Annotated in this window: 20 protein-coding genes; 12 read left to right on the forward strand and 8 right to left on the reverse strand. The window is 66.7% G+C overall.

All coding sequences use genetic code 11. The features are described from left to right. Window positions 1-689: 689 nt before the first annotated feature. The 6 genes from AC5P78_RS18810 (at window position 690) to AC5P78_RS18835 (ending at window position 10,611) form a co-directional block, all read left to right on the forward strand. Window positions 690-3,155: a GH92 family glycosyl hydrolase gene (locus AC5P78_RS18810; protein WP_049396130.1), complete on the forward strand. Its 2,466-nt coding sequence runs from the start codon at window positions 690-692 to the stop codon at window positions 3,153-3,155. Window positions 3,156-3,251: 96 nt separating this feature from the next. Then, complete coding sequence (locus AC5P78_RS18815) at window positions 3,252-4,301, forward strand: LacI family DNA-binding transcriptional regulator (protein ID WP_005413180.1); 1,050 nt, start codon at window positions 3,252-3,254, stop codon at window positions 4,299-4,301. Between the two features lie 60 nt (window positions 4,302-4,361). Continuing rightward, window positions 4,362-5,675, forward strand: a complete 1,314-nt coding sequence (gene fucP / locus AC5P78_RS18820) for an L-fucose:H+ symporter permease (protein WP_062605907.1) — start codon at window positions 4,362-4,364, stop codon at window positions 5,673-5,675. 7 nt (window positions 5,676-5,682) lie between these two features. Continuing rightward, window positions 5,683-6,678 (forward strand): carbohydrate kinase family protein, encoded by a 996-nt coding sequence (locus AC5P78_RS18825; RefSeq protein WP_262238339.1) that lies wholly within the window; start codon window positions 5,683-5,685, stop codon window positions 6,676-6,678. After that, window positions 6,675-7,901 carry an AGE family epimerase/isomerase gene (locus AC5P78_RS18830; RefSeq protein ID WP_138969623.1) on the forward strand — a complete coding sequence of 409 codons (1,227 nt, stop codon included), beginning with the start codon at window positions 6,675-6,677 and terminating at the stop codon, window positions 7,899-7,901. The genes AC5P78_RS18825 and AC5P78_RS18830 overlap by 4 nt, the downstream gene beginning before the upstream one ends. A 91-nt stretch (window positions 7,902-7,992) precedes the next feature. After that, window positions 7,993-10,611 carry a beta-mannosidase gene (locus AC5P78_RS18835; protein ID WP_138969622.1) on the forward strand — a complete coding sequence of 873 codons (2,619 nt, stop codon included), beginning with the start codon at window positions 7,993-7,995 and terminating at the stop codon, window positions 10,609-10,611. Between the two features lie 259 nt (window positions 10,612-10,870). On the opposite strand, the gene mtnC is transcribed toward AC5P78_RS18835, so the two are convergent. The 3 genes from mtnC to AC5P78_RS18850 all read right to left on the reverse strand — a co-directional run bounded on the left by mtnC (window position 10,871) and on the right by AC5P78_RS18850 (window position 12,860). Beyond that, a complete protein-coding gene (gene mtnC, locus AC5P78_RS18840) occupies window positions 10,871-11,566 on the reverse strand; it encodes an acireductone synthase (protein WP_012480050.1) in 696 nt (231 codons plus the stop codon). A 3-nt stretch (window positions 11,567-11,569) separates the two neighbouring features. Continuing rightward, window positions 11,570-12,127, reverse strand: a complete 558-nt coding sequence (locus tag AC5P78_RS18845) for a 1,2-dihydroxy-3-keto-5-methylthiopentene dioxygenase (protein ID WP_005409451.1) — start codon at window positions 12,125-12,127, stop codon at window positions 11,570-11,572. 91 nt (window positions 12,128-12,218) lie between these two features. Further along, window positions 12,219-12,860, reverse strand: coding sequence for a methylthioribulose 1-phosphate dehydratase (locus tag AC5P78_RS18850; protein ID WP_138969621.1), 642 nt, complete (start codon window positions 12,858-12,860; stop codon window positions 12,219-12,221). Between the two features lie 252 nt (window positions 12,861-13,112). Between AC5P78_RS18850 and AC5P78_RS18855 the strand changes: the two genes are divergently transcribed. Further along, window positions 13,113-13,487 carry a hypothetical protein gene (locus AC5P78_RS18855; RefSeq protein ID WP_005413186.1) on the forward strand — a complete coding sequence of 125 codons (375 nt, stop codon included), beginning with the start codon at window positions 13,113-13,115 and terminating at the stop codon, window positions 13,485-13,487. A 220-nt stretch (window positions 13,488-13,707) separates the two neighbouring features. Beyond that, window positions 13,708-14,067 (forward strand): hypothetical protein, encoded by a 360-nt coding sequence (locus AC5P78_RS18860; RefSeq protein ID WP_111193354.1) that lies wholly within the window; start codon window positions 13,708-13,710, stop codon window positions 14,065-14,067. Between the two features lie 267 nt (window positions 14,068-14,334). Here AC5P78_RS18860 and AC5P78_RS18865 read toward each other — a convergent pair whose 3' ends face one another. Beyond that, entirely contained in the window at window positions 14,335-15,762 is a 1,428-nt protein-coding gene (locus AC5P78_RS18865) for an amino acid permease (RefSeq protein ID WP_043035619.1), read from the reverse strand. An 82-nt stretch (window positions 15,763-15,844) separates the two neighbouring features. Then, window positions 15,845-17,320: an amino acid permease gene (locus AC5P78_RS18870; protein WP_005409456.1), complete on the reverse strand. Its 1,476-nt coding sequence runs from the start codon at window positions 17,318-17,320 to the stop codon at window positions 15,845-15,847. A gap of 133 nt (window positions 17,321-17,453) precedes the next feature. Between AC5P78_RS18870 and AC5P78_RS18875 the strand changes: the two genes are divergently transcribed. Continuing rightward, window positions 17,454-18,068, forward strand: coding sequence for an NUDIX hydrolase (locus AC5P78_RS18875; protein ID WP_138969620.1), 615 nt, complete (start codon window positions 17,454-17,456; stop codon window positions 18,066-18,068). Between the two features lie 79 nt (window positions 18,069-18,147). Here the strand turns inward: AC5P78_RS18875 and serA are convergent, their stop codons facing one another. Next, window positions 18,148-19,389 (reverse strand): phosphoglycerate dehydrogenase, encoded by a 1,242-nt coding sequence (gene serA, locus AC5P78_RS18880; RefSeq protein WP_005409458.1) that lies wholly within the window; start codon window positions 19,387-19,389, stop codon window positions 18,148-18,150. Between the two features lie 169 nt (window positions 19,390-19,558). Here serA and AC5P78_RS18885 point away from each other — a divergent pair, with 169 nt between their 5' ends. The 3 genes from AC5P78_RS18885 to AC5P78_RS18895 all read left to right on the forward strand — a co-directional run bounded on the left by AC5P78_RS18885 (window position 19,559) and on the right by AC5P78_RS18895 (window position 23,140). Next, entirely contained in the window at window positions 19,559-20,947 is a 1,389-nt protein-coding gene (locus AC5P78_RS18885) for an FAD-binding oxidoreductase (RefSeq protein WP_024958330.1), read from the forward strand. Between the two features lie 62 nt (window positions 20,948-21,009). Beyond that, window positions 21,010-21,309 carry a DUF2388 domain-containing protein gene (locus AC5P78_RS18890; RefSeq protein ID WP_005409460.1) on the forward strand — a complete coding sequence of 100 codons (300 nt, stop codon included), beginning with the start codon at window positions 21,010-21,012 and terminating at the stop codon, window positions 21,307-21,309. Between the two features lie 34 nt (window positions 21,310-21,343). Next, window positions 21,344-23,140 carry a DUF7844 domain-containing protein gene (locus AC5P78_RS18895; RefSeq protein ID WP_414498526.1) on the forward strand — a complete coding sequence of 599 codons (1,797 nt, stop codon included), beginning with the start codon at window positions 21,344-21,346 and terminating at the stop codon, window positions 23,138-23,140. On the opposite strand, the gene AC5P78_RS18900 is transcribed toward AC5P78_RS18895, so the two are convergent. Together AC5P78_RS18900 and AC5P78_RS18905 are read right to left on the reverse strand one after the other, a co-directional pair. Then, window positions 23,118-24,194, reverse strand: coding sequence for an ATP-binding protein (locus tag AC5P78_RS18900; RefSeq protein ID WP_005409462.1), 1,077 nt, complete (start codon window positions 24,192-24,194; stop codon window positions 23,118-23,120). The two genes, AC5P78_RS18895 and AC5P78_RS18900, sit on opposite strands and share 23 nt — an antisense overlap. Further along, a complete protein-coding gene (locus AC5P78_RS18905; RefSeq protein WP_005413196.1) occupies window positions 24,194-24,910 on the reverse strand; it encodes a response regulator in 717 nt (238 codons plus the stop codon). Before AC5P78_RS18905 ends, AC5P78_RS18900 begins: the two co-directional genes overlap by 1 nt. Between the last annotated feature and the right edge of the window lie 72 nt (window positions 24,911-24,982).

Genomic DNA, 24,982 nt, shown 5'->3' on the forward strand with positions numbered 1-24,982 from the left:
CGCCGTAAACCCCCCTTCCGGGGTCCGGCCCAGCCGCTGGCGGCTGTGCGTTCGGGCGCTTGCGAAGCAGTGCTTCGCAAGCAAAGCGCCCTCACCCCTGGGGGCTCGATGGCGCCATCCATGGCGCCAACGGTCCTGCCAGCCCACATCGCCCCACCTTTGACAGTTTCCCGGTGACGGTTGGACTGATCCTGGAACTACATGGGGTCCTGGGGTCAGATCCGTTTTCCTTTGGAAAACGGATCTGACCCCAATCGATTTCGATATCCGACAGAGATTCATCCACGCATGGCGTGGATCTACAGATCGCGGAAATCTGTCGAAGGCGGGGTGGGTCCGGTTGCGGGGGTGTCCGCGGCATGGATGCCGCGGCCAAGCCCCCAGGGACGGGTTTACGGCGTCCCCCGCAACCGGACCCACCCCGCCATCCCACGGATAGTCGGCTTTTGCTGTTGCTTCGGCTTCGGCAGGTGCAGGGCGCAGCCCTGCCGAACACCCCCTCTCATGCTGCGCCGCAGAATGCATTCGGCTGAAGCCGCATGCTCTACTTGAATCGATCTAAATCCACGGTCTGGTGGGTCGGGCGTCATTCCAGGGGGAGCTCTCTGCAGGTCAGGGCAGGGCTCAGCGGAACGGTGCCGGACGGCCCCGGCCGTCTGCCTCCGCGTCATCGACTACAGGAACCCGACATGCGTCCAGTGCCGTCCGCTCCCGCCGTCCCATTGTCCTCCCGCCCGCTGGCGCGCCTGGCCTGTCTGCTGGCGCTTTCGGCCATGCCGATGCTGCTGCAAGCCGCACCGGCGGCGCTGGAGCGCGAGGTCAACACCTTCATCGGCAGCAAGGACGACGGCAATACCTTCCCCGGCGCATCGGCACCGTTCGGCCTGATCCAGGTCAGCCCGATCGGCAGCCACTATTCGGGCTGGCGCTACGACGACGAGAAGATCCGCGGTTTCGGCCACTCCTTCATCTCCGGCGCCGGTTGCTGGGAGCAGGGCGGGCAGGTGTCGATCCTGCCGGTCACCGGCAGCATCGGTCCGGGCGGCGATTTCGATACTGCTGATGCCAAGAACTTCAACCACAAGACCTATGCCGCTTCGTACACGCATGACGGCGAGATCGGCCAGGCCGGCTATTACAAGGTGCGCCTGACCAGCTACGGCGGCATCGATGCCGAGGCCACCGCGCGTACACGTGCCGCGGCCGAGCGCTACACCTTCAGCCAGCGCCAGGGCGAGGGCCACGTGCTGGTCAACGTCGGCCAGGCCAACGAACGCCACTCGGTGATCGGCAGCGTGGTCGATGTGGTCGGCGACCGCGTGGTCGAGGGCAAGCTGGTGACCAAGAGTTTCTGCGGCGGCCATCAGTACACCACCTGGTTCCGCATCGAGTTCGACCGCCCGTTCAAGGCGCATGGCACCTGGGGCGAGGGCGGCGGCCTGCCGGGTGCGCGCCACAGCATGGAAGGCGAACAGAAGCCGAATGGTGCCTGGCTCAGCTTCGACCTCGCCAAGGGCCAGTCGGTAACGGCGATCAGCGCGATATCGCATGTGGATGCCGAAGGCGCGCGCATCAACCTGCGCGCGGAAGGCATGCAGGGCGGCGCGCTGCTCGGTTTCGATCGGATGCGGGCGCTGTCCCAGCAGTCGTGGCGCGAGCAGCTGGGCCGGGTGCGCGTGCAGGGCGGCACCGCCGACGACCGCGCTGTGTTCTACAGCGCGGTCTACCACGCGCTGCTGCAGCCGATGACCGGCAACGACGCCGACGGCCGCTACCGCGGCTATGACGATGGCATCCACCGTGCCGATGGCTGGACCTACTACGAGTACTTCTCGCTGTGGGATACCTACCGCGCGCAGAACCAGTGGTTGGCGCTGACCCGCCCGGACGTGGCGCGCGACATCGGCCGTACCCTGCTGGCGATCGACGAGCAGGGCGGCTGGCTGCCGCGCTGGGGCTATGCCAACTTCGAGACCAACATCATGACCGGCGACCCTGTCACCCCGTTCATGGTCGACCTGTGGCGCTTCGGTGCGCTCAAGGGCCGTGAATCGCAGGCCTGGGATGCGCTGCGCCGCAATGCCTTCGGCACGCCGCCGCTGAACTCACGCATGGCCGGCCGTTCCGGCAACCCGACCTACCTGGACAAGGGCTATGTGGTCTACGACCGCGCGTTCCCGTCCAAGGGCATGGACGTCGATCCGCACCACGGCGGTTCGGCTACCTTGGAATACGCACTGGCCGACTGTGCGCTTTCGCAGATGGCCGATGGCCTCGGCCATGCGCAGGACGCGGCGACGCTGCGTGAGCGCGGCCGCAACTGGCGCAAGGTGTGGGACCCGCAGGTGCGCGACGCCGAGACCGGCTTCACCGGTTTCCCGCGCCCGCGCACCGAGGATGGCCAGTGGTACACCCCGGCCGATGGCCACTACAGTCCGCGTTCGCACCACGGTTTCCATGAGGGCACGGCGTGGCAGTACCAGTGGCTGGCGCAGCAGGACGTGCCGGGGCTGGTCGAAGCGATGCAGGGCCGCGAACAGGCCGGCCGCCGCCTCGACGCGTTCTTCGCGATGGACGCGCTGCAGGCCGATCCGCTCAATGCCGCCCGCAAGGAGTGGGTGGTCGGGCCGTACAGCTACTACAACCAGTTCCGCTACAACCCGAACAACGAGCCTGACCTGCACTCGCCGTGGCTGTACACGCTGATCGGCCAGCCGTGGAAGACCGCGGCCGTAGTGCGTGCCGCGCAGCAGTTGTTCACCAATGCGCCCAATGGCGTGACCGGCAACGACGACCTCGGCACGATGTCGGCCTGGTATCTCTTCAGCGCCATCGGCGTGTATCCGGCGGTGCCGGGCAGCGGCCAGTTCCTGCTGCACACCCCGCGCTTCAGCAAGGTGGAACTGGACATGGGCAATGGCCGGACGCTGCGCATCGACGCGCCGGGTGCCGATGGCCGCCGCCTGCAGTACGTTCAGGGCGTGCAGGTCGATGGCCAGGCGCATGCGCCGGTCTGGCTGGACTGGAACCAGCTGCAGCAGGGCCCGCGCCTGCAGTTCGCGCTTGACGCGAAGGCGCCGGAGCAGGGCTGGGGTACGGCGGTGAAGGACCTGCCGGTGTCCTGGTGCGCGGCACCGGGCAGCCAGCTGCGCTGAGCCGGACTGTGCCGTTCGCGGTGACCCAGCGAACGGCACGGCACGACACGGCCCTGATCCATTAGGCTTGAGCCTCCAGCGGAGTCCGGGAAGACGATGAACGACAACGGCAGCAGTCCCAGCAAGCGCGCCGGCAAGGCAGTGACGGTGACCGACATCGCGCGTGCCATCGGCGTGTCACGGGCGACCGTGTCGCTGGTGTTGCGCGGCAGCCCGCTGGTCAACGTCGATACCCGTGCCAAGGTCGAGGCCGAGCTGCGCCGGCAGCGCTATGTCTACAACCGCGCTGCCGCCAACCTGCGCCGGCGTACCTCGTCGAGCATCGCGCTGGTGATCAACGATCTTTCCAACCCGTTCTTCGCCGAATTCGCGTCCGGCGTGGACGAGGCGCTGGGCGGACGCGGCTACGTGACCCTGCTCGGCAGCACTGGCGAATCGCCGGAGCGCCAGCAGGCGGTGCTGTCCACGTTGATGGAGCACACCCCGGCCGGCCTGATCCTGTCGCCGGCCGAGGGCAGCGATACCGTGCAGTTGCGACAGGCACTGGGTGCCAATGCCAACGTGCTGCTGTTCAACCGCGAACTGGAAGGGGCCGACTGGGACTTCCTGACCCTGGACAACCAGCACGGCGCCTATCTGGCCACGCGTCACCTGATCGAGCGCGGCCATCGCCAGATCGCCTTCTTCGGCGGCCACGCTGCATCGAGCTCGTGCCACCAGCGCCGTGCCGGTTTCCAGCAGGCGCTGGCCGAGGCCGGTCTGTCGCTGCCGCCGGGCTGGATGATCGAGTCGGCGCCGAACCGTCTGGAAGCCGCTGCGCGCACCGATGAGCTGTTTGCCGATGGCCATCGGCCGAGTGCGGCGGTCTGCTACAACGACACCGTCGCGCTGGGCCTGATGCTGGGCTTGAATTCACGGGGCATCCGTCCGGGAGGTGACTTTGCCGTTACCGGCTTCGACGATATTTCCGAGGCTGCGGTGGCGGTGCCGCCGTTGACCACGCTCACCGCCGATCCGCGCGAGCGGGGCCGGCAAGCTGCGGCGCTGCTGCTGCAACGACTGGACGAACCGGACGCGCCGCCACGGCGCACGGTCGCGCCGGTGCAGTTGCGCATCCGCGAAAGCAGTGCCGCACGACCGAACTGATTTATTCCATACACCCCTTCCACGCAACAACGACCTTCCGCGCATCGAGGCGCGTACCGCATGCCGATCTCCGCAACGCCCCGTCCAACGGGATCTTCGGGCAACGCACCTGCCGTCACCAACGGCAAGGCGCTGGCCGTGGTCACCACGATCTTCTTCATGTGGGGCTTCCTGACCTGCCTCAATGACATCCTGATCCCGCACCTGAAGGCGGTGTTCGAGCTGAACTACGCCAAGGCGATGCTGGTGCAGTTCACCTTCTTCGGCACCTATTTCCTGATGTCGCTGCCGGCGGGTCGGCTGGTGGCGGCGCTGGGTTACAAGAAGGGCATCGTGGCCGGCCTGGTGATTGCCGGTATCGGCGCGCTGGGCTTCTGGCCGGCGGCCGAGCTGCGCGTGTATGGCGCCTTCCTGGGCGCACTGTTCGTTCTGGCCACCGGCATCACCGTGCTGCAGGTTGCTGCGAACCCCTACGTCGCGCTGCTGGGCCCGGAGCAGACCAGCTCCAGTCGCCTGACCCTGGCGCAGGCACTGAACTCGCTGGGCACGGCCATCGCCCCGATCTTCGGCGGCATGCTGATCCTGTCCAACACGGTGAAGAGTGCCGATGACATCGCGGCACTGCCGGCCGCCGAACAGCTGGCCTACCGTGCCGCCGAGGCGCAGGCCGTGCAGGGCCCGTACGTGGGGCTGGCCGTTGCGCTGGTGCTGCTGGCGCTGTTCGTATACCTGTTCCGCCTGCCGGCACTGAGCGACGCCACCGAGCAGGCCGACAAGGGCCACCACCACAGCTACCTGGATGCGCTGCGCAAGCGCCACCTGCTGCTGGGTGTGCTGGGCATCTTCTTCTACGTCGGTGCCGAAGTTTCGATCGGCAGCTTCCTGGTCAACTACCTGTCGATGCCCAACATCGGCGGCTTCAGCGAGCAGGAAGCCACGCATTACGTGTCGGCCTACTGGACGATGGCGATGATCGGCCGCTTCGCCGGCTCGGCGCTGCTGGCGCGCTTCTCGCCCAGCCGCCTGCTGGCGATCTTCGCGCTGGTCAACGTGGGGCTGCTGGTCACGACCATGCTGACCTCCGGCAACATCGCGCTGTACTCGGTGGTGGCGATCGGCCTGTTCAACTCGATCATGTTCCCGACCATCTTCGCGCTGAGCATCGAGCGCCTGGGCCCGCTGACCAACAAGGGTTCCAGCCTGCTGATCATGGCCATCGTCGGCGGTGCGGTGGTGCCGTACCTGCAGGGTGTGCTGGCCGACCACATCGGTGTGCAGGCCAGCTTCATCCTGCCGCTGCTGTGCTACGGCTACATCATTTTCTACGGACTGGTCGGCGCACGTACGCCGGCTTCCGCAACGCAGGGAGGCTGAGTCCGGAATGGGTTCCATCATTTGCTTCGGCGAAATTTTGATCGATCTACTAGCGCAGCCGCCGGCCTCGGCCGATACGCCGCGGGCGTTCCTGCAGTACGCCGGCGGTGCGCCGGCCAACGTTGCCGTGGCCGCTGCGCGGCTGGGCGCGAAGACCCAGTTCGTCGGCATGCTCGGCCGTGACATGTTCGGTGACTTCCTGGCCGACAGCCTGGTCGAGCACGGCGTGGGCACGGATTACATCGTGCGTACCGATGCGGCGAAGACCGCGCTGGCCTTCGTCGCCCTCGACGCCAGTGGCGAGCGCAGCTTCAGCTTCTACCGCCCGCCGGCCGCCGACCTGCTGTTCCGTGACAGCGATTTCCAGGCCGCCTGCTTCGACAGCGCGCAGTGCTTCCACGTCTGCTCCAACAGCCTGACCGAGCCGGGCATCGCCGAGGCGACCTTTGCCGGCATGGACCGTGCACGTGCGGCCGGAGCGGTGGTCAGCCTCGATCTGAACCTGCGTCCCGCGCTGTGGCCGGCGAACGAGGATCCGACGCCGCGCCTGTGGCAGGCGCTGGAACGCGCCGATCTGGTGAAGCTGTCGCGCGAGGAGCTGGACTACCTGGCCGCGCCGCTGGGCAGTGACGGCGAGGCGACGGTGCTGCGGCGCCTGCTGGCCGCGCAGGCGCGCTGGGTGATCGTCACCGACGGTGCGGCCACACTGCACTGGTACACCCGCGACAACCACGGCACGGTCACCAGTTTCCGCGTGGCCACGGTCGACACCACGGCGGCGGGCGATGCCTTCGTCGGTGGCGTGCTGGTCGGCCTGCTGGAGCGCGGTGGGGCGGGCGCTGGTTTCGCTGCGTTCTGCCAGGACCCGGAGGCGATCACCGCCACGCTGCGTTTCGGCGCCGCCGTGGGGGCGCTGGCTGTTACCCGCAAGGGCGCGTTCGCCGCAATGCCCTCGCTCGATGAAGTGCAGCAGCTGCTGCAGGCCCAGGACATTACCGCATGAGCACCTCGCCCGATTTCCGTTCGCCCGCGTTCCTGCGCGCGCACATCGCCGATACCATGGCGTTCTACCATCCGCGCTGCATCGATCCGGACGGCGGCTTCTTCCACTACTTCCGGGATGACGGCAGCGTCTACGATGCCAGCCACCGCCACCTGGTGAGCAGCACGCGCTTCGTCTTCAACTACGCGATGGCCTACCGCGAATTCGGCAATGCCGAGTACCGCGAGGCGGTCGAGCACGGCGTGCGCTACCTGCGCGAGGTGCACCGCAACCCGGCTACCGGTGGCTACGCCTGGACCCTGCGTGATGGCAAGGTCGAGGACGACATGAACCACTGCTACGGCGTGGCGTTCGTGCTGCTGGCCTACAGTTGCGCGCTGAAGGCCGGTATCGAACAGGCGCGTGTGTGGATGGACGAAACCTGGAAGCTGCTGGAAGCGCGCTTCTGGGAGCCACAGCACGGCCTGTACAAGGACGAGGCCGATGGCCAGTGGAACTTCACCGGCTATCGCGGCCAGAACGCCAATATGCACATGTGCGAGGCGATGCTGGCGGCGTTCGAGGCCAGTGGCGAGCAGCGCTATGTCCAGCGTGCGCTGCAGCTGGCCGACAACATGACCCGCCGCCAGGCGGCCAAGGCCGGCGGGCTGGTCTGGGAGCACTACGATGAGAACTGGGAGATCGACTGGGACTACAACCTGGACGACCCCAAGCACCTGTTCCGCCCATGGGGCTTCCAGCCCGGCCACCAGACCGAATGGGCCAAACTGTTGCTGATCCTCGATCGCCACGTGCAGGCCGACTGGCTGGTGCCGACCGCGCAGCACCTGTTCGATGTGGCCGTGGCGCGCAGCTGGGACGAAGCGCGCGGTGGCTTGTACTACGGTTTCGCACCGGAAACGCGCCGACAGCCGGGCATGGACGGTGCGCCGATCGCTGGCGACAGCTTCGTCTGCGACGACGACAAGTATTTCTGGGTGCAGGCCGAAACGCTGGCCACCGCCGCACTGATGGCCAAGCGCACCGGTGATGACCGCTACTGGCAGTGGTACGAACGCATCTGGGCCTACTCGTGGGAGTACTTCGTCGACCACCAGTACGGTGCCTGGTTCCGCATCCTTGATGCCGACAACCGCAAGTACAGCGACGAGAAGAGCCCGGCCGGCAAGGTGGATTACCACACCATGGGCGCGTGCTACGAAGTGTTGAACGTGGTGCGCTGAAGATCGTTCGAAGGCAGTAGTGCCAGGCCATGCCTGGCAATCCGGAATCGGTAGCGCCGGGCGACGCCCGGCGGAAAAACAGGAGCTCCGCGTGCATCGTCTTTCCCTCGTTGTCCGTCTGCTCCTGCTGCTGATCGCAGCCTCCGCCTTCCCGGTAACTGCAGCCCCGCTGCAGGCACAGTGGGAATTCCGCATGCTGCCCGGTGATGCGCAGGGTGCAGCCCACCCGGGCCTGCAGCAATGGCGTGCGGCGAAGGTGCCGGGCAGCGTGCACACCGACCTGCTCGCCCACGGGCTGATCCGCGATCCGTACGTCGGTGCGCCTGAGGCAGAGCTGCAATGGATCGGCCTGGCTGCCTGGGAGTACCGCGCCCGCTTCGACGTGGATGCGGCGACATTGGCCAAGCCCAATGCCGAGCTGCGCTTCGACGGGCTGGATACCTATGCCGAAGTCAGCCTCAACGGCAGGCCGCTGCTGCACGCGGACAACGCGCACCGCACCTGGCGTGCGCGCGTGGACGGGCGCCTGCGCGCGAATGGCAATGAACTGCAGATCGTGTTCCGTTCGCCGATGCGCACGCTGTTGCCGGGTGTACAGGCGATGCCGCACAAGATCGCCGGCAACTATCCTTCGCCCTATGGCGATGAGCCCAAGGACGCGATGGTCGGCAACTTCGCGCGCAAGCCGGCCTATCACTTCGGCTGGGACTGGGGCCCGCGCTATGTCACCGCCGGCGTGTGGCGCGGGGTCGACCTGCAGGCCTGGGATGCGCACCGCCTGACCGATCTTGCCGTGCGTACCGATGCATTGAGCGCGGAGCAGGCGAAGCTGGCCGTGCTGCTGGAGATGGAGCAGGGCGCGGCGGCCGGTTCTGCGGTGGTCCATGTCGATGTGCGCGATCCGCAGGGTCGCAGCGTGGCCCAGGTGCAGCGCACGGTGCTGCTGAAGCCCGGCCAGAACGCCGTCGAAGTACCGGTCCAACTGATCAAGCCGCAGCGCTGGTGGCCGGTCGGCCACGGTGCACAGGACCGCTACACCGTACAGGTCCGCCTGGATGATGGTGTCGATGCAGCGCTGGTGCGCGAGCAGCGTATCGGCCTGCGCACGGTTGAACTGCGCCGCGAGGAAGACGGCAAGGGCGGGCAGGGCTTCGCTTTCGTCATCAACGGCGTGGAGATCTTCGCAAAGGGCGCCAACGTCATTCCGTTCGATGCCTTCCCCGCACGGGTCGACGCCGCGCGCCTGCGCCACGTGCTGACCGCCGCACGCGACGCCAACATGAACATGCTGCGCAACTGGGGGGGCGGCTACTACGAGGACGATGCCTTCTTCGACATCGCCGACGAACTGGGCCTGCTGGTCTGGCAGGACTTCATGTTCGGTGGTGGCATGCAGCCGGGCTACGATCCGGCCTTCCGTGCCAGCGTGGTGGCCGAGGCACGCGACAATGTGCGCCGGCTGCGCCATCACCCCAGCATCGTGCTGTGGTGTGGCAACAACGAGGAAGAAACCGCCTGGAAGGACTGGGGCCACGGCCGCGACCTGAAGGCGGCCGACCCGGCGTTTGCCGAGAAGGTCTGGCAGGGCTATGTCGACCTGTTCGGCAATGACCTGCGCCAGGTAGTGGGTGAGGAGGGGCTGGGCGTGCCGTACTGGTCCAGCTCGCCCAGTAACGACCTGGACGAAAAGGCGAACGACTCGACCCGTGGCGACAAGCACTACTGGCAGGTCTGGGGCAATCCGGCGCTGCCGGTGCAGGCTTACCTGCGCGAGACGCCGCGCTTCATGTCCGAGTACGGCCTGCAGGCATGGCCGTCGGTGGCCACCGTGGACCAGATTGCCACCCGCGCCGAGCAGCGCATCGACAGCCCGGTGATCCGCGCGCACCAGAAATTCATGGCCGGCGAGGGCAACAGCCGCCTGCTGCACTACATCGAACTGGGCTACGGCACGCCGAAGGACTTCGAGGACTTCGTCTACCTCAGCCAGGTGATGCAGGCCGATGGCATCGCGCTGGCCGCGCTGCACCATCGCGCCTCGCGGCCGTACACGATGGGCTCGCTGTACTGGCAGCTCAACGACGTCTGGCCGGGTGCTTCATGGTCCAGCGTGGACTACTTCGGTCGCTGGAAGGCGCTGCACTACGCCGCGCGGCGCTTCTTCGCGCCGGTCACGCTGGCGGCATTGCGTGATGAGGGCAGTACGCGGGTGCGCCTGATCAATGATGGCGCTGCCGCAGACGCACGTTGGCGGCTGCGGGTGATGGATGTGGATGGCAAGATGCTGCGTCGTCGCGAGGACGCGGTGGCGTTGACGGCGGCTGGCGTCACCTCGATTGGTGATTTCCGCGATGCCGAGCTGCTGGCCGGTGCCGATCCGAAGCGCACGGTGGCCGTGTTCGAGCTGCTGCAGAACGGGGCGGTCAGTGCCCGCCAGGTCGTCGGATTCGTCGAAGCCAAAGACCAGGTGTTGCCGCGGCAGAAGCTGAAGGCCACCTTGTCCATCGAAGGCGATCACTATCGTCTACGCCTGGAAAGCGCGGCTTACGTGCGCGCGACGTGGATCGATTTCGGCGCGCTGGATGTGCAGGTCGAAGACAACCTGCTGGACCTGCTGCCGGGCGAGACCCGGGACATTGCGGTGCGCGGCCCGGTGGACCTGACTGCCCTGCGCGAAGCAATGAAGCTGAAGACCCTCAACGATCGTTGAGGGCGGCGTATCCCGCATTGGCAGGTGCCAACCTTGGTTGGCACACCCGGAACATGCCAACCAAGGTTGGCATCCACCAGACGCGGAGCGGGGCAGCTGCGGACCGCTGGTCCGCCCACCTCGATCGTTGAGGGCGGCACATCCTGTTTTGGTAGGTGCCAACCTTGGTTGGCACACCCCGAACATGCCAACCCAGGTTGGCATCCACCAGACGCGGAGACGGGTAGGTGCGGACCGTTGGTCCGCACACCTCTCTTCTTTACAGCTGGATCTGCTGGAAGTTCTCGACCCGCTCGTGGCCGTTGGCGGCCTGGCCGATGCGCGGCATCGGGTAGTCATCCAGGCGATCAATCAGGCGGGTCTGCAGGCCGGCTTCGCGGGCGGCGTCCAATTCCTCCACCACATCGGACAGGAACACGATCTCGCCGGCCGGCACGCCGATCGCCTGCACGATGCGGCGGTAGCTGTCGGCCTCGCGCTTGCCGCCGATCTCGGTATCGAACCAGCCCGACACCAGCGGGCTGAGGTCACCGGCATCGCTGAAACCGAAGAACAGCTTCTGCGCCGGCACCGAGCCGGAGGAGTACACGTACAGCGGCAGGCCGGCAGCGTGCCAGCCCTTCAGCACCGGCGCCACTTCCGGGTAGAAGTGCGCGGTGTAGTCGCCGCGGCGGTAGCCCTCATCCCAGATCAGGCCCTGCAGCGCCTTCAGCGCGGTGTGCTTGCGGTCCTGGTCGATCCAGCCCTGCAGCGTCTCGGCCACCAGGCTGTCCTGGCAGGCGCCGCCGATCTCGGTAGCCACCGCGTCCAGCCAGCGGCGGACCTCCGGCTGCTGGCCATGTTCGGCGACGAACGCCGGCAAGGCCTTGCGGGCATAGGGGAACAGCACGTTCTTGACGAACGAGATGCTGCTGGTAGTGCCTTCGATGTCGGTCAGGATGACGCGGGGCTGCATGGATCAGGACGCCTGGGTAGGTACGTAACGGGGGAACTTCTGCGCGATGTCGGTGCCGGTGAAATGACCCACCCAGCCGTCCGGCTCGGTGAAGAAGCGGATCGCCACGAAGCTCGGTTCATCGCCCATGTCGAACCAGTGGGTGGTGCCATCGGGCACGGCGATCAGGTCGTCCTTCACGCACTCGATCTCATAGACCTTGTCACCCACGTGCAGGGTGAACAGGCCGGAGCCTGCGACGAAGAAGCGCACCTCGTCTTCCTTGTGGAAGTGTTCGTCGAGGAACTTCTTCCGCAGCTCGGCGCGGTTCGGGTTGTCCGGGGCGATCGAGGCGACGTCCACGCTCTTGAAGCCGCGCTCGGCGACCAGGCGGTCGATGTCCGCGCGGTAGGCGGCGAACACTTCCTCCTGGCTGGCGCCGGGCGCAACCGGTGCGGTGGCCTGCCAGCGCTCGAAGGTGACGCCGATCTTCTGCAGTTCGGCAGCGATGACCGCGCCGTCCTGGGTGTCCAGCAGCGGCGATTCGGGGCGGGTGTCGTCGTAGATGCGCAGTCGGCTCATGGCGGCAGCTTGAACGTCTCGGGGGGAAGACAGGGTATCAGGGTGGGGCGAGGTGCAGATTCCGGATCGGCATCTGCACCTGCGCGCGGGTTCAGCCGCGCAGCTTGCGCAGTTCCAGTTCGCAGTGGAACAGGAATTCGAAGGCTTCCAGATGACGGCGCGCCTCGGCCATGTCACGGCCCCAGGCGTACAGGCCGTGGCCGTCGATCAGGTAGCCCCACAGGTTCTGGCGGCCGAGCAGATCATCGACCTGCTTCGAAAGCACGTTCATGTCCTGGGTGTTGGCGAACACCGGTACGTCGATGGCCATCTCGTGGGTGCTGTTGCCGGCGAAGGCCTTCAGCAGTTCGTAGCCTTCCAGGTGCACATGACCCTGCGGCGCGTACAGGCGCGAGGCAATGGTCTGCACCGGCGAATGGGTGTGCAGTACGCAGCCGATTTCCGGGAAGCGGCGGTACAGCTGGGTGTGCAGCAGGGTTTCGGCGGAGGGGCGCAGCGGGCGGCCGACGGCCTTGCCATCGAAGTCCACCACCATGATGTCGTCCTCGATCAGGCGGCCCTTGTCCTTGCCCGAGACGGTGATCGCGGCGTGGCGGTCATCCAGGCGGTGGGAGAAGTTGCTGCTGGTGGCCGGGGTCCAGCCGGCCTGGGCCAGTTCGCGGACGTTGTCGATCAGCAGCTGGGCCAGTTCGCCCAGGCGGGCGGTGTCGTAGGGGAAGGTGGTGGTGTCCATGGACGGCATTTTACGTGATCCGGCCCGATGCTGGGCCCGCGCGGCGACCGCCTGCCTGTTGCGTGGGCAACGCGAAGCGGTGTGCTGGCAGGCGGCGCGCAGGGGTTGGATCGAGGCAAGCACAGCGCTGGCTGAATGGGGAGGGCAGCGCTCCCGCTGGAAGCGATTCCGGTCGTGGACAGCCCTCTTGCCGCGAAACATCATCGGATTGCCGCAGAAGTTCCGGCGAGCGCCAAGAAAAGGAGTACTTCGATGATCGCGCGCGCGATGGGGATGATGGGGGTGATTGGCATCATGCTTGCCAGCAGTGGCTGCACGATGGAATGGGTGAAGATGGATGCGGGTGCGCGGTCATTCGGCCCCGCCCATTCGAGTTGCAGGGCGCAGGCCGACGATCACTGGCCGGTCAGGAATGAAGTGGCCACGCGCACTGTCTACGAAGACCGCAAGGTGCCCTGCAGGCTTGATGAAGTCTGCGCCATTGACGGCAAGTACAACATGGTACCCATGCCGAAAGAGGAGAGTTACATCGTGGACGTCAACGCGTCCGACCGCAGCAGCGAGTTCAATGCCTGCATGGCCGGTGCCGGCTGGCAGCAGCAGCTCATCTGGTTCAATCGCCGCTAGGCGGGGCCGGCGCGGCGGACGACAGCGGCTCGACCGGTTGCTGCTCAACGGAGTCGAGGCAACAGTGGCCAGCGGAGAATGACCTGGCTATGCGAACCGTTCAGGGGTTGAGGCTGGAGACGAGCAGGGGGGCAGGACAAGAACACGTACGACGTGGACGGAAAGTACGAGCGCGTGCAGCGACCGGAAATCGAGAAGGATGATGGAGATGGCTACGTGTATGCGACTGGCCGTGGCTGCGGGGCTTGCGCTGTTGACCAGAGGTTGTGCGACCGAATGGGCCCGCTTCAGTGATCATGCTGATCCGCTGGAAGAGTCGCGGTGGCGCTGCAGGGCAGAGGCCAACGAGAAGTGGCCGGATAAGATGGACGTTGTCGAGCGCACCGAGGAGATCGAGGTGCTGACGGTCTGCAAGGAAGGCGAGACATGCGACGTGGATGGCAAATACAAGAAGATGCTGATGCCAAAGACCGAGCGCCACACCGTGGACGTCAACGCCAAGGAGAATCACGAGCACTTCATGGGCTGCATGGGCGGCGCAGGCTGGATACAGAAGACCATCTGGTTTGGCCGCAGATGATCATCGTCGGGCGCCCTGGTCGCTGGGAATGACCATCATCCACGCATGGCGTGGATCTACCGGACGTGCCGGGAAAGTGTCGAAGGTGGGGAGGGGTGAGGTTGCGGGGGCGTGAGCCGCTTGGATGCGGCGACCGAGCTTACAGGGATGTACTTGCAGCGCCCCCCGCAATCTCACCCCTCCCCGCCAAACCCTCAGACCCGCTGTTGCCGTTGCCGTTGCTCCGGCTTCAAAGGCGGGTGCAGGGCCGCAGGCCCTGCAATCCCTTTACTTCACCCGCAGGCGGCTGTGCCGGAACCCGTAGCAGAAATAGATCACGAAACCGACGAACGTCCACACCCCCATCAGCATCCAGTTGTGCATCGTCATCGCCGACAGCAGCGCCAGGCAGCTCAACACGCCCAGGCTGCAGATCAGCCACGCCATCGGCATGCGGAACGGGCGCGGCAGGTCCGGCTGGGTACGGCGCAGGATCAGTACGCCGGCGCAGACTGCGGCGAACGCGATCAGCGTGCCCATCGAGGTCAGCTCGCCCAGGATGTCCAGCGGGAACAGCGCCGCCAGCAGCGCGATGCCGATGCCGGTGATCACGGTGTTGATGTGCGGAGTGCGGTACTTCGGGTGGATCCTGGTGAACACCGGCGGCAGCAGGCCGTCGCGACCCATGATCATGAAGATGCGCGGCTGGCCGATGATCATCACCAGCACGACCGAGGACAGGCCGACCAGCGCGCCGACCTCGACCACCCAGCGCAGCCAGCCCAGCTGCGGATGCGCGGCCACGGCAGTCACCACCGGCTCGTCGGTGCCGAGCAGCTGGAACGGCACCAGGCCGGTCATCACCGCAGCCATCGCGATGTACAGCACGGTGCAGATCACCAGCGACAGCATCATGCCGAACGGCATGTCACGCTGCGGATTCTTCGATTCCTGCGCCGCCACCGACACCGCTTCGAAACCGATGTAGGCGAAGAACACCATCGCCGCGCCACGCAGCACGCCTTCCATGCCGTACTTGCCGGGGCCTTCGTTGGCGGGAATGAACGGGGTCCAGTTGCTGGTGTCCACATACTTCCAGCCGACCACGATGACCAGCAGGATCAGGCCGGTCTTCAGCACGACCATCGCCATGTTCATCGCCGAGGACTTGCTGATGCCGACGTAGCACAGCCAGGTCAGCAGCAGTACCAGCGCAGCGGCCGGCAGGTTGGCGATCGCGCCGGTGGGGCGCAGCTGTGCATCGAGTGGGGCGCTGACCAGCGCCGCCGGTAGATGGATGTCGAACTGGCTGAGCAGGCTCAGGAAATAGCCGGTCCAGCTGACCGCGACCGCCGAGGCGGAGACGCCGTACTCGAGCACCAGCATCCAGCCGATGAACCAGGCCGAGAGCTCGCCGAAGGTGGCGTAGGTGTAGGTGTAGGCGCTGCCGGAGACCGGCACCATCGAGGCGAATTCGGCATAGGCCAGTGCGCAGAAGGCGCAACAGATGGCGGCCAGTACGAACGACAGCATGATGGCCGGGCCGGCGTGGTTGGCGGCGGCCTGGCCGGTGATGACGAAGATGCCGCCGCCGATCACCGCGCCGATACCGAGGGCAGTCAGGCCCCAGGGGCCGAGGTGGCGGCGCAGGCTCAGGCCGTTGGCCTCTTCATGGGCGGCATGCGGGTGCTTGGTGGCCCACAGTTGCTTGAACATGTGTGGTGGTCTTGTCGAAGCGCGCCACGGGCGGCGCGCGGGGAAAACGGACGGGCCGGCGCGAGGCCGGCCCGTCGGCGGATCAGGGCGACTTGGCAAGCTTGCTGTTGCGGATGCCGTAGCCCAGGTAGATCAGCAGGCCGAGCAGGGTCCAGCCAACGAACAGGTGCCAATGCACCACGAACGCCTGCCAGAACAGGAACAGGCAGGTGGCAGCGCCGAGCGGGCAGATGATCCACACCATCGGCACGCGGAACGGGCGGTGCAGGTCCGGCTTGGTATAGCGCAGCACCAGCACGCCGACGCAGACGGTGGCGAAGGCCAGCAGGGTGCCCATCGAGACGAGTTCGCCGAGCACGTTCAGCGGCACCAGGCCGGCCAGCGCGGCAGCGATCACGCCGACCACGATGGTGGCGACGTACGGGGTGCGGAAGCGGGCGTGGACCTTGCCGAAGAACTTCGGCAACAGGCCGTCGCGGGAGATGGTGTAAGCGATGCGGGTCTGGCCCATCATCATCACCAGCACCACCGAGGACAGGCCGGCGATGGCGCCGATTTCCACGAACGTCTTAAGCCAGGACAGGGTCGGGTAGGGCTCCAGCGCGGTGGCCACCGGCTTGTCGGTGCCCAGCAGGTGGTACGGCATCATGCCGGTCAGCACCGCACAGACGATGATGTAGACGATGGTGCACACCGCCAGCGAGCCGAGCAGGCCGATCGGCATGTTGCGCTGTGGGTCCTTGGTTTCACCGGCGGCGGTGGAGACCGCGTCGAAACCGATGTAGGCGAAGAACACGATGGTGGCCGCGCGGAAGATGCCGCTCCAGCCGAACTCACCCGGCACGCCGGTGTTTTCCGGGATGAACGGCTGCCAGTTGGCCGGGTCGATATGGGCCGCGCCGATGCCGATGAACAGGCAGATGACGGTGACCTTGATCGCCACGATGATCGCGTTGACGAAGGCCGACTGGGTCACGCCCACGTACAGCAGGCCGGACACCGCCGCCACGATCAGCACCGCCGGCAGGTTGAACAGCTTGCCGGAGGAGACGAACTCGCTGCCGGTCCAGGCGATGGGCGCGGCGCTGAGCAGGTCCGGGAACGGCATGTGCAAGGTGGTGGTGATGAAGCTGATCAGGTACGCCGACCAGCCCACCGCGACCGAGGCCGAGGCGAACAGGTACTCCAGCACCAGGCACCAGCCGATGAACCAGGCCATGCCTTCGCCCAGGGTGGCGTAGGAGTACGAGTAGGCACTGCCGGAGACCGGCATCATCGCCGCGAACTCGGCGTAGCACAGGCCCGCCAGGGCACAGGCGAAACCGGCCAGCACGAACGAAAGCATCACCGCCGGGCCGGCATGGTTGGCCGCGGCCTGGCCGGTCAGCACGAAGATACCAGCGCCGATCACCGCACCCACGCCAAGCAGGATGAGGTGTTTAGCCGTGAGGGTCCGTTTCAGCGTGGCTTCGCCGTCCAGGCTGCCTTCGATGGGTTCGCCGGCATCGACGTGCCCGGCCGGTTCAACCGGCTTGACCCTCAACAGAGCTTTCAGCATGCAGTACTTCCTAGTGATCGGATGGGGTGGGCCGCCGATACGTTGCCGGCAACCCTGGAATGGTGAAGGCCGCGCGAACGGCCCGCTGTACCTTAGCCAAAGCTGAAGCCAACGCACAAGCGCAATCGCAACAATGAACGGCGATAATGAGCAGTATTTTTCCAGACCGCCCCCATTCATGCGCCAGACCGCCGAAACCCTTGCCGTGCTTGACGATCGCCTGCGCGACCTGCTGCGGGACTACGCCCGGCGTGAGCCCGCCCACGACGCACTGGCTGCCGAATTCGGCACATTGCTGGATGATCCGGAAGACCCGTTCCGGCGTGAACGGCTGGCCGGCCACTTCACCGCCAGCTGCTGGCTGGTCAGTGCCGATGGCCAGCGCCTGCTGCTGACCCATCACCGCAAGCTGCAGCGCTGGCTGCAGCTGGGCGGCCACGCCGACGGCGACCGCGACCTGGCCCAGGTGGCGCTGAAGGAAGCCGAGGAGGAGTCGGGCCTGAGCGGCCTGGTACTGGAAGACCCGGCCATCTTCGATCTGGACAAGCATTGGATTCCGGAGCGCAAGGACGTGCCGGGGCACTGGCACTACGACGTGCGTTTCGTGATCCGCGCGCTGGGTGGCGAAGCCTTCGTGCTCAGCGACGAGTCACTTGACCTGGCATGGCGGCCGGTGACCGAAGTCGCGTCCGATCAGGAATCGGACGAGTCCATGCAGCGCATGGCGCGCCGCTGGCTGGCACGTTGAGGTAAAAAGGGGACGGAGGGGATTAAGTCGTTTATAGCGCATGTGCCGCAAACGACTTAATCCCCTCCGTCCCCTTTTTTCAATACAGAATGCGCGTACGCAACGTCCCTGGAATCGCGGCCAGCTCGTCGCGCACGGCGGCGGCCTGTGCCTCGCTGGCGGTGATGTCGATCACCACGTAACCCACCTTCGGGTCGGTGCGCAGGAACTGGCCGTCGATGTTGACGTTGTGGCGCGAGAAGATCTCGTTGACCTTGGACAGCACGCCCGGCACGTTCTGGTGGATGTGCAGCAGGCGCAGGCTGTCTTCGTGTTCGGGCAGGGTCACTTCCGGGAAGTTGACCGCCGACAGGGTGCTGCCGTTGTCGCTGTAGCGCACCAGCTTGGCCGCCACCTCCACGCCGATGTTGTCCTGCGCCTCCAGCGTGCTGCCGCCCACGTGCGGGGTCAGGATCACATTGTCGTGGCGGGTCAGCGGCGATTCGAAGATATCGCCATTGCCCTTCGGCTCGACCGGGAACACGTCCAGCGCGGCGCCACCGACGTGGCCGCTGGCCAGCGCCGCGTCCAGCGCATCGATGTCGACCACGGTGCCGCGCGCGGCGTTGATCAGGTGCGCGCCCTTGCGCATCTTCGCCAGCTCGGTGCTGCCGATCATCCACTGCGTGGCCGGGGTCTCCGGCACGTGCAGGGTGACGATGTCGGCGCGGGCCAGCAGGTCGTCCAGGCTGGCCGCAGCACGCGCATTGCCCAGCGCCAGCTTGGTTTCCACGTCGTGGAAGATCACCTGCATGCCCAGCGATTCGGCCAGCACGCCGACCTGGGTGCCGATGTGGCCATAGCCGATGATGCCCAGGGTCTTGCCACGCACCTCATGGCTGCCGCTGGCCGACTTCGACCAGCCGCCGCGATGGCACTCGGCATTCTTCTGCGGAATGCCACGGGTCAGCATGATCGCTTCGGCGATGACCAGCTCGGCCACGCTGCGGGTGTTGGAATAGGGCGCGTTGAACACCGGGATGCCGGCCAGCTCGGCCGCGTCCAGATCGACCTGGTTGGTGCCGATGCAGAAGCAGCCCACCGCGATCAGGCGCTTGGCCTCGGCCAGCACCTCGGCGCTGAGCTGGGTGCGCGAACGGATGCCGACGATGTGCGCCTCGGCGATGCGCGCCTTCAGTTCGTCCTCGGGCAGTGCCTTGGTGTGCGCTTCGATCTGGCTGTAGCCGGCGGCGCTGAACACCTCCACGGCGGTCTGGCTGACCCCCTCCAGCAACAGCACGCGGATATCCTGCTTGGGGAACGAGGTCTTCTTCGGCGACATGGGGCGACACGGCCAGTGGGACAGGGGCTGACCACTATGCCAGATCGAAGCGCCCATGGTGCAGTGCGCAATTGGTTGCATCCGTAGCTATCTGCAGCGCGGCAGGGCTGGACGCTGGCGCGTGCCGCTGGCACGCTTGCCCGTTCTTCACGCCCCGCGCTGGACCGTCATGACCGATTCCCGCATTGCCTCGCTGCAGCAGGCCTGTCCCGGCCTGAAGCTGAAGACCGACCCGGCCGACCTGGAGCATTACGGACGCGACTGGACCCGGCGCTGGACGCCGGCGCCGCTGGCGATCGCACTGCCGGCCACGGTCGAGGAAGTGCAGGCGGTAATGCGCTGGAGCGCAGGTGAGGGCGTGGCCGTGGTGCCGTCCGGTGGCCGCACAGGCCTTTCCGGGGGCGCGGTGGCCGCCAACGGCGAGCTGGTGCTCAGCCTGGAACGTATGAACAAGGCGCTGGCCTACGACGCGGTCGATCGCACCCTGGTGGTGCAGGCCGGCATGCCGCTGGAAGCCGTGCACAACGCCGCGCTGGACCACGGCCTGATCTACCCGGTGGATTTCGCCGCGCGCGGGTCGTGCACGATCGGCGGCAACATCGCCACCAATGCCGGCGGCATCCGTGTGATCCGCTACGGCAATACCCGCGAGTGGATCGCCGGACTGAAGGTGGTCACCGCCAGTGGCGAGTTGCTGGAGCTCAACAAGGGCCTGATCAAGAACTCCAGCGGCTATGACTTCCGCCAGCTGCTGATCGGTTCGGAAGGCACGCTGGGCGTGATCGTCGAAGCGACGGTGAAGCTGACCGATCCGCCGCCGGCCAGCAACGTGATGCTGCTGGCGCTGCCCAGCTTCGAAGTGCTGATGCAGGTATTCGCCGCGTTCCGCGCGCGGCTGCAGCTGCAGGCCTTCGAATTCTTCACTGATCGCGCGCTGGAGCACGTGCTGGCGCATGGTGCGCAGGCACCGTTCGACGAGGTGCACCCGTATTACGTGGTCACCGAGTTCGCCGCCAACGACGAAGCGCAGGAAGCGGCGGCGATGGCGGCCTTCGAGGACTGCATGGGCAACGGCTGGGTCAGCGACGGCGTGATCAGTGCCAGCGATGCCCAGGCCGCCCAGTTGTGGCGCCTGCGCGAAGGCATCACCGAATCGCTGGCGCGCTACAAGCCCTACAAGAACGACGTCTCGGTGCGGATCTCGGCGATGCCGGCGTTCCTGGCCGAGACCCAGGCATTGATCGGGCAGGCCTACCCGCACTTCGATGTGGTGTGGTTCGGTCATATCGGTGACGGCAACCTGCACATCAACGTGCTCAAGCCCGATGACACCAGCGACGCCGATTTCGTGGCGCAGTGCGAGCATGTGACCAAGCTGCTGGCGCAGGTGCTGGCCCGGTTCGATGGCAGCATCTCGGCTGAACACGGCATCGGCCTGGTCAAGAAGGGCTACCTGGACAGCACCCGCGGCCCGGCCGAGATCGCCCTGATGAAGGCGGTCAAACGTGCGTTCGATCCCCAAGCGCGGCTGAATCCCGGCAAGCTGTTCGACGTTTGAGCCGGGCAAATCCTTCACGCACCCGTTACGCTCCACGCATCCTCACAACCGGCTTCGAACCGATGACCCGTCCGCTTCTGCTGCTCGCCCTGCTGTCCCTGCCGCTGGCCGGCTTCGCTTCCAGCTTCGCCGGCACCTCGGCCGGTTCCGCCACCGGTGCATCGTCGGGCTCTTCGGCCAGCAGCTCGGGCGACGACAAGGTGGTGCAGGCCGCACGCGACGATGCCGCCGCGTTCATCGCCAGCGACGGCCAGATCCGTGGCGCCCGCCTGCAGGCCGCGCTGGTCCACCTGCGTGAGCAGAGCGCTGCCGCGCAGCAGCAGAGCGACCTGGAACTGGCCCGCGCGCTGCTGGCGCGTTGATCCCGGGTAGTGCCGGCCGCTGGCTGGCAACGCCATGACATCTGCACGGAACGCAGCCAGGCATGGCCTGGCTCTACTGCTGGCCGTTCCGGCCGCACATGCCAGCAGCGACCTGCGCCTGGATCCGGAAGGGCTGAGCCCTGCACAGCAGCAGGTGGCGATGCAGACCCTGGCCGACGTGCAGTCCTTGCTGCCAGATGGCCTGCTGCGCGCATTGCCAGCACACGTGCAGGTGCGCTGGAGCGACCAGCTGCCGGCCGATGTGCATGGTCGCGCTTTCGCCGGCCGCATCGACCTGCGTCGCGAGCTGCTGGATGATGCCGTGCCCGGCGCACGCCGTGCACGACGCAGCGCGCTGGTGCATGAACTGACCCATGTTGCAGACCGTAGCGGCGCGAACTGGTCGCGCAGTGCGCGCTGGCGCGACCTGGCCGGATGGCAGCGCAAGCCCTGGCATCTCGGCCGTGGTGGCAACAACTTCCGTGACCGTAGTCCGGATGCCTATGAACTGAAGGATCCGGCCGAGTACCTGGCAGTGAACGCCGAGCATTTCGTGCTCGACAGCGAGTTTGCCTGCCGGCGCCCGGCGCTGGCGCAGTGGTACCAGGCCCATTTCGGAACCCCGCCATCGCTGCCGCAGTCGCACTGCGCGGCCACGTTGCCATTGCTGCAGGCCGAATCGGAAGAGGGTGCGGCATCGCTGCTGCAGCTCGATCCTTCGCGCGTCTACGCCGTGGACTACCTGTTCGCCGAAGGCAGTGCGCAGCCGATGAGCCGCTGGGGGCACAGCATGCTGCGGCTGGTGATCTGCCGGCCGGGCCGTGCGCCGGGGCCAGACTGCCGCCTGGACCTGGAGTACCACCGCGTGCTGTCGTTCCGCGCATTCGTAGGTGATGTGCAGATTTCCAACTGGCGTGGCCTGACCGGCGGCTATCCCTCGCGCCTGTTCGTGCTGCCGCTGCAGCAGGTGGTGGACGAGTACACCAAGGTGGAACTGCGTGGGTTGCAGTCGCTGCCGTTGCAGTTGTCGCCCGGCGAGATCGCCGGCCTGCTCGAGCGCACTGCACAGGTGCACTGGAGCTACGACGGGCGCTATTACTTCGTCAGCAACAACTGCGCGGTGGAAACCGCAAAGCTGCTGCAGGCGGGCGTGCCGCGCCTGGGGGAGGCCGGGCTGGCCCAGCTGAGTCCGCGCGGGTTGAAGCGTCGGCTGGCGCGATTGCAGGTACTGGATGAGCAGGTGCTGGCTGATCGGGATTCCGCGCAGGCGCAGGGCTACTACTTCGCCTCGGCACGCGACCATTACCAGCAGTTGTTCGATGTGGCGGCTTCGCAGCTGGATCTGCCGGTGCGCGATGTGCGCGCCTGGCTGAAGCTGCCCGCACAGCAGCGTGCGCCCTGGCTGCTGCAGGGTGACCTGCGTGCCAGCGCCGGGCTGCTGCTGCTGGAACAGGCTGCGCAACGCCGCGCCGAACTGCGCGCGCGCGATGTGCTGAAACGGCGCCTGCTGGCGGCACCGGACAGTGCCGAGACGCGCGGCCTGCGCCAGCTGCTGGAGCAGGGTGGGCAATGGCTGCGCCCGGGTACGCTGCTGGTCGACGATGGCTACGGATTGCCGCTTGCCGATGAGCAGGCGGTGCTGGCCGAAGCGGTTGCCACTGCCAGCGCAGAGGCGGTGCCGGCCTGGCAGGCGCTGCGCGTGCAGCTGCGCCAGCAGTTGCCGGCGGGCCAGCGCAACGAGATGGATGCGATCGATGCCAACCTCGCCGCGCTCGGCGCACGCCTGCGGGAACAGGCAGCCACGCCCGCTACTGGCGCGGAAGCTCGATGACGAAGCGGCTGCCGCCGGCGCTGCCGGGCGTGCAGTAGACGCGGCCGCCATGTGCATCGGCGATGGCCTTGACCACCGCCAGGCCCAGCCCGCTGCCGCCGCCCTGGCGGGAGCGCGAGCCGTCGGCGCGCATGAACGGAGTGAAGATGTCGGTGTGAAGTTCCGGGTCGATGCCCGGGCCTTCGTCCTCGATCGCCACCTGCACGTGTCCGGGCGTGTCGTGCACGGCAATCCGCACCTTGCCCGGGCTGGCGTAGCGGCGCGCATTCTCCAGCAGTGCCAGCAGGGCCTGGCGCAAGCGTGTCGGGTCACAGTGCGCGTTGTGTTCCTCGCGGCTGGTTTCCAGCTCCAGCACGAAGCCGGCGGCGCGGAACTGCGGGTCGACCAGGGTCATCACCGAATGCACTTCGGCCACCACGTCGGTTCGCGCGCGGCGTACGTCCAACCGCGCGTTGTCGGACAGGCTCAACACGCGCAGATCCTCGATCAGGCGTGAGAGGCCTTCGACCTGTGCCAGCAGGCTGCGGAACTGGGATTCGTCTGGCTGGAACACACCCTCGGCCAGCCCCTGCAGGCGACCACGCAGGATCGTCACCGGAGTCCGCAGTTCATGGGCAATGGCCGCATGCCACATCGCACGCTCGCTCTCCATGTGCTGCAGGCGGCGCGCCATCGCATTGAAATCCTCGACCAGGGTGGCCACTTCGCCGGGCGAGTTTTCCTGGGCGCTGGCGCGCGCACCGAGGTCGCCGCCGGCAAGCGCGCGCACGCTGTCGACCAGCGAATTCAACGGCGACAGGATGCGGTGGGCAAGGCGGAACGAGGCGGCGATGGCCAGTGCCAGGCCGGTCAGGATCACCCCGACCATCCATGCCAGCTCCGGCCCGGTCGGCAGCCAGCTTTCCGGCTCTTCGGCACTGCCGGGGAAGAACTCGACCAGCACCGCGTACAGCAGCCACGATGACAGGATCATCATCACGATGACGCCGATCACCATCAGCGACATCGAGACGATGATGTGGCGACTGAGCCCGGAGCGGCGCAGGCGGGCCATCAGCGGTCGGCCATCAACCGGTAGCCGACACCGCGCACGCTGGCCGGAACATTGACCATGCCCACTTCATCCAGCTTGCGGCGCAGCTTGCTGACATGGCTGTCGACCGTGCGCTCCAGCGCCTCGCTTTCCGGCAGGCATTCGTGCATCAGTTCGCTGCGGCTGAAGATGCGGGTCGGCGCCAGCGCCATGCAGTGCAGCAGCTTGAACTCGGTGAGGGTGAGCAGCACTTCGTGGCTGTAGCCGTCGCCTTCCACATGCACGGCATGGGTGGCCGAGTCGATCAGCAACGGGCCCGCGCGCAGTGCGGTCGGTGCGTCCACGCGCGAGCCACGCAGCGTACGCCGCAGCACGGCGCGCACGCGCGCTGCCACTTCGGCTGGATTGAACGGCTTGACCACGTAGTCGTCGGCGCCCATGCGCAGCGCAGTCAGCTTGTCCAGGTCCTGGTCCAGCGCGGTCAGCATGATCACCGGCGTTTCGCCGCGCTGGCGTAGCTGGGTCAGTACGCTCCAGCCATCCAGCCGCGGCAGTTGTACGTCGAGCAGGACCAGGTCGGGGCGGGCGCTGCGGTGCAGGTCCAGTGCACTGTGGCCATCGGCGGCACGCAGGGTGCGTAGTCCTTCGCGTTCCAGGTAGGCGGTAAGAATATCGGCGATCTCGGCCTCATCCTCGACGATCAGGACGAGGGCGGCGAGGGCAGGGGAGGCATGCATGCAGGGGCGGGGCCTTAAGGTGCTTGCCTCCATCGTATCTCCACAGTTCCTCCATCGAAACCCCATCATCGC

This window comes from Stenotrophomonas sp. YJH_SMC_133 (assembly GCF_059370655.1).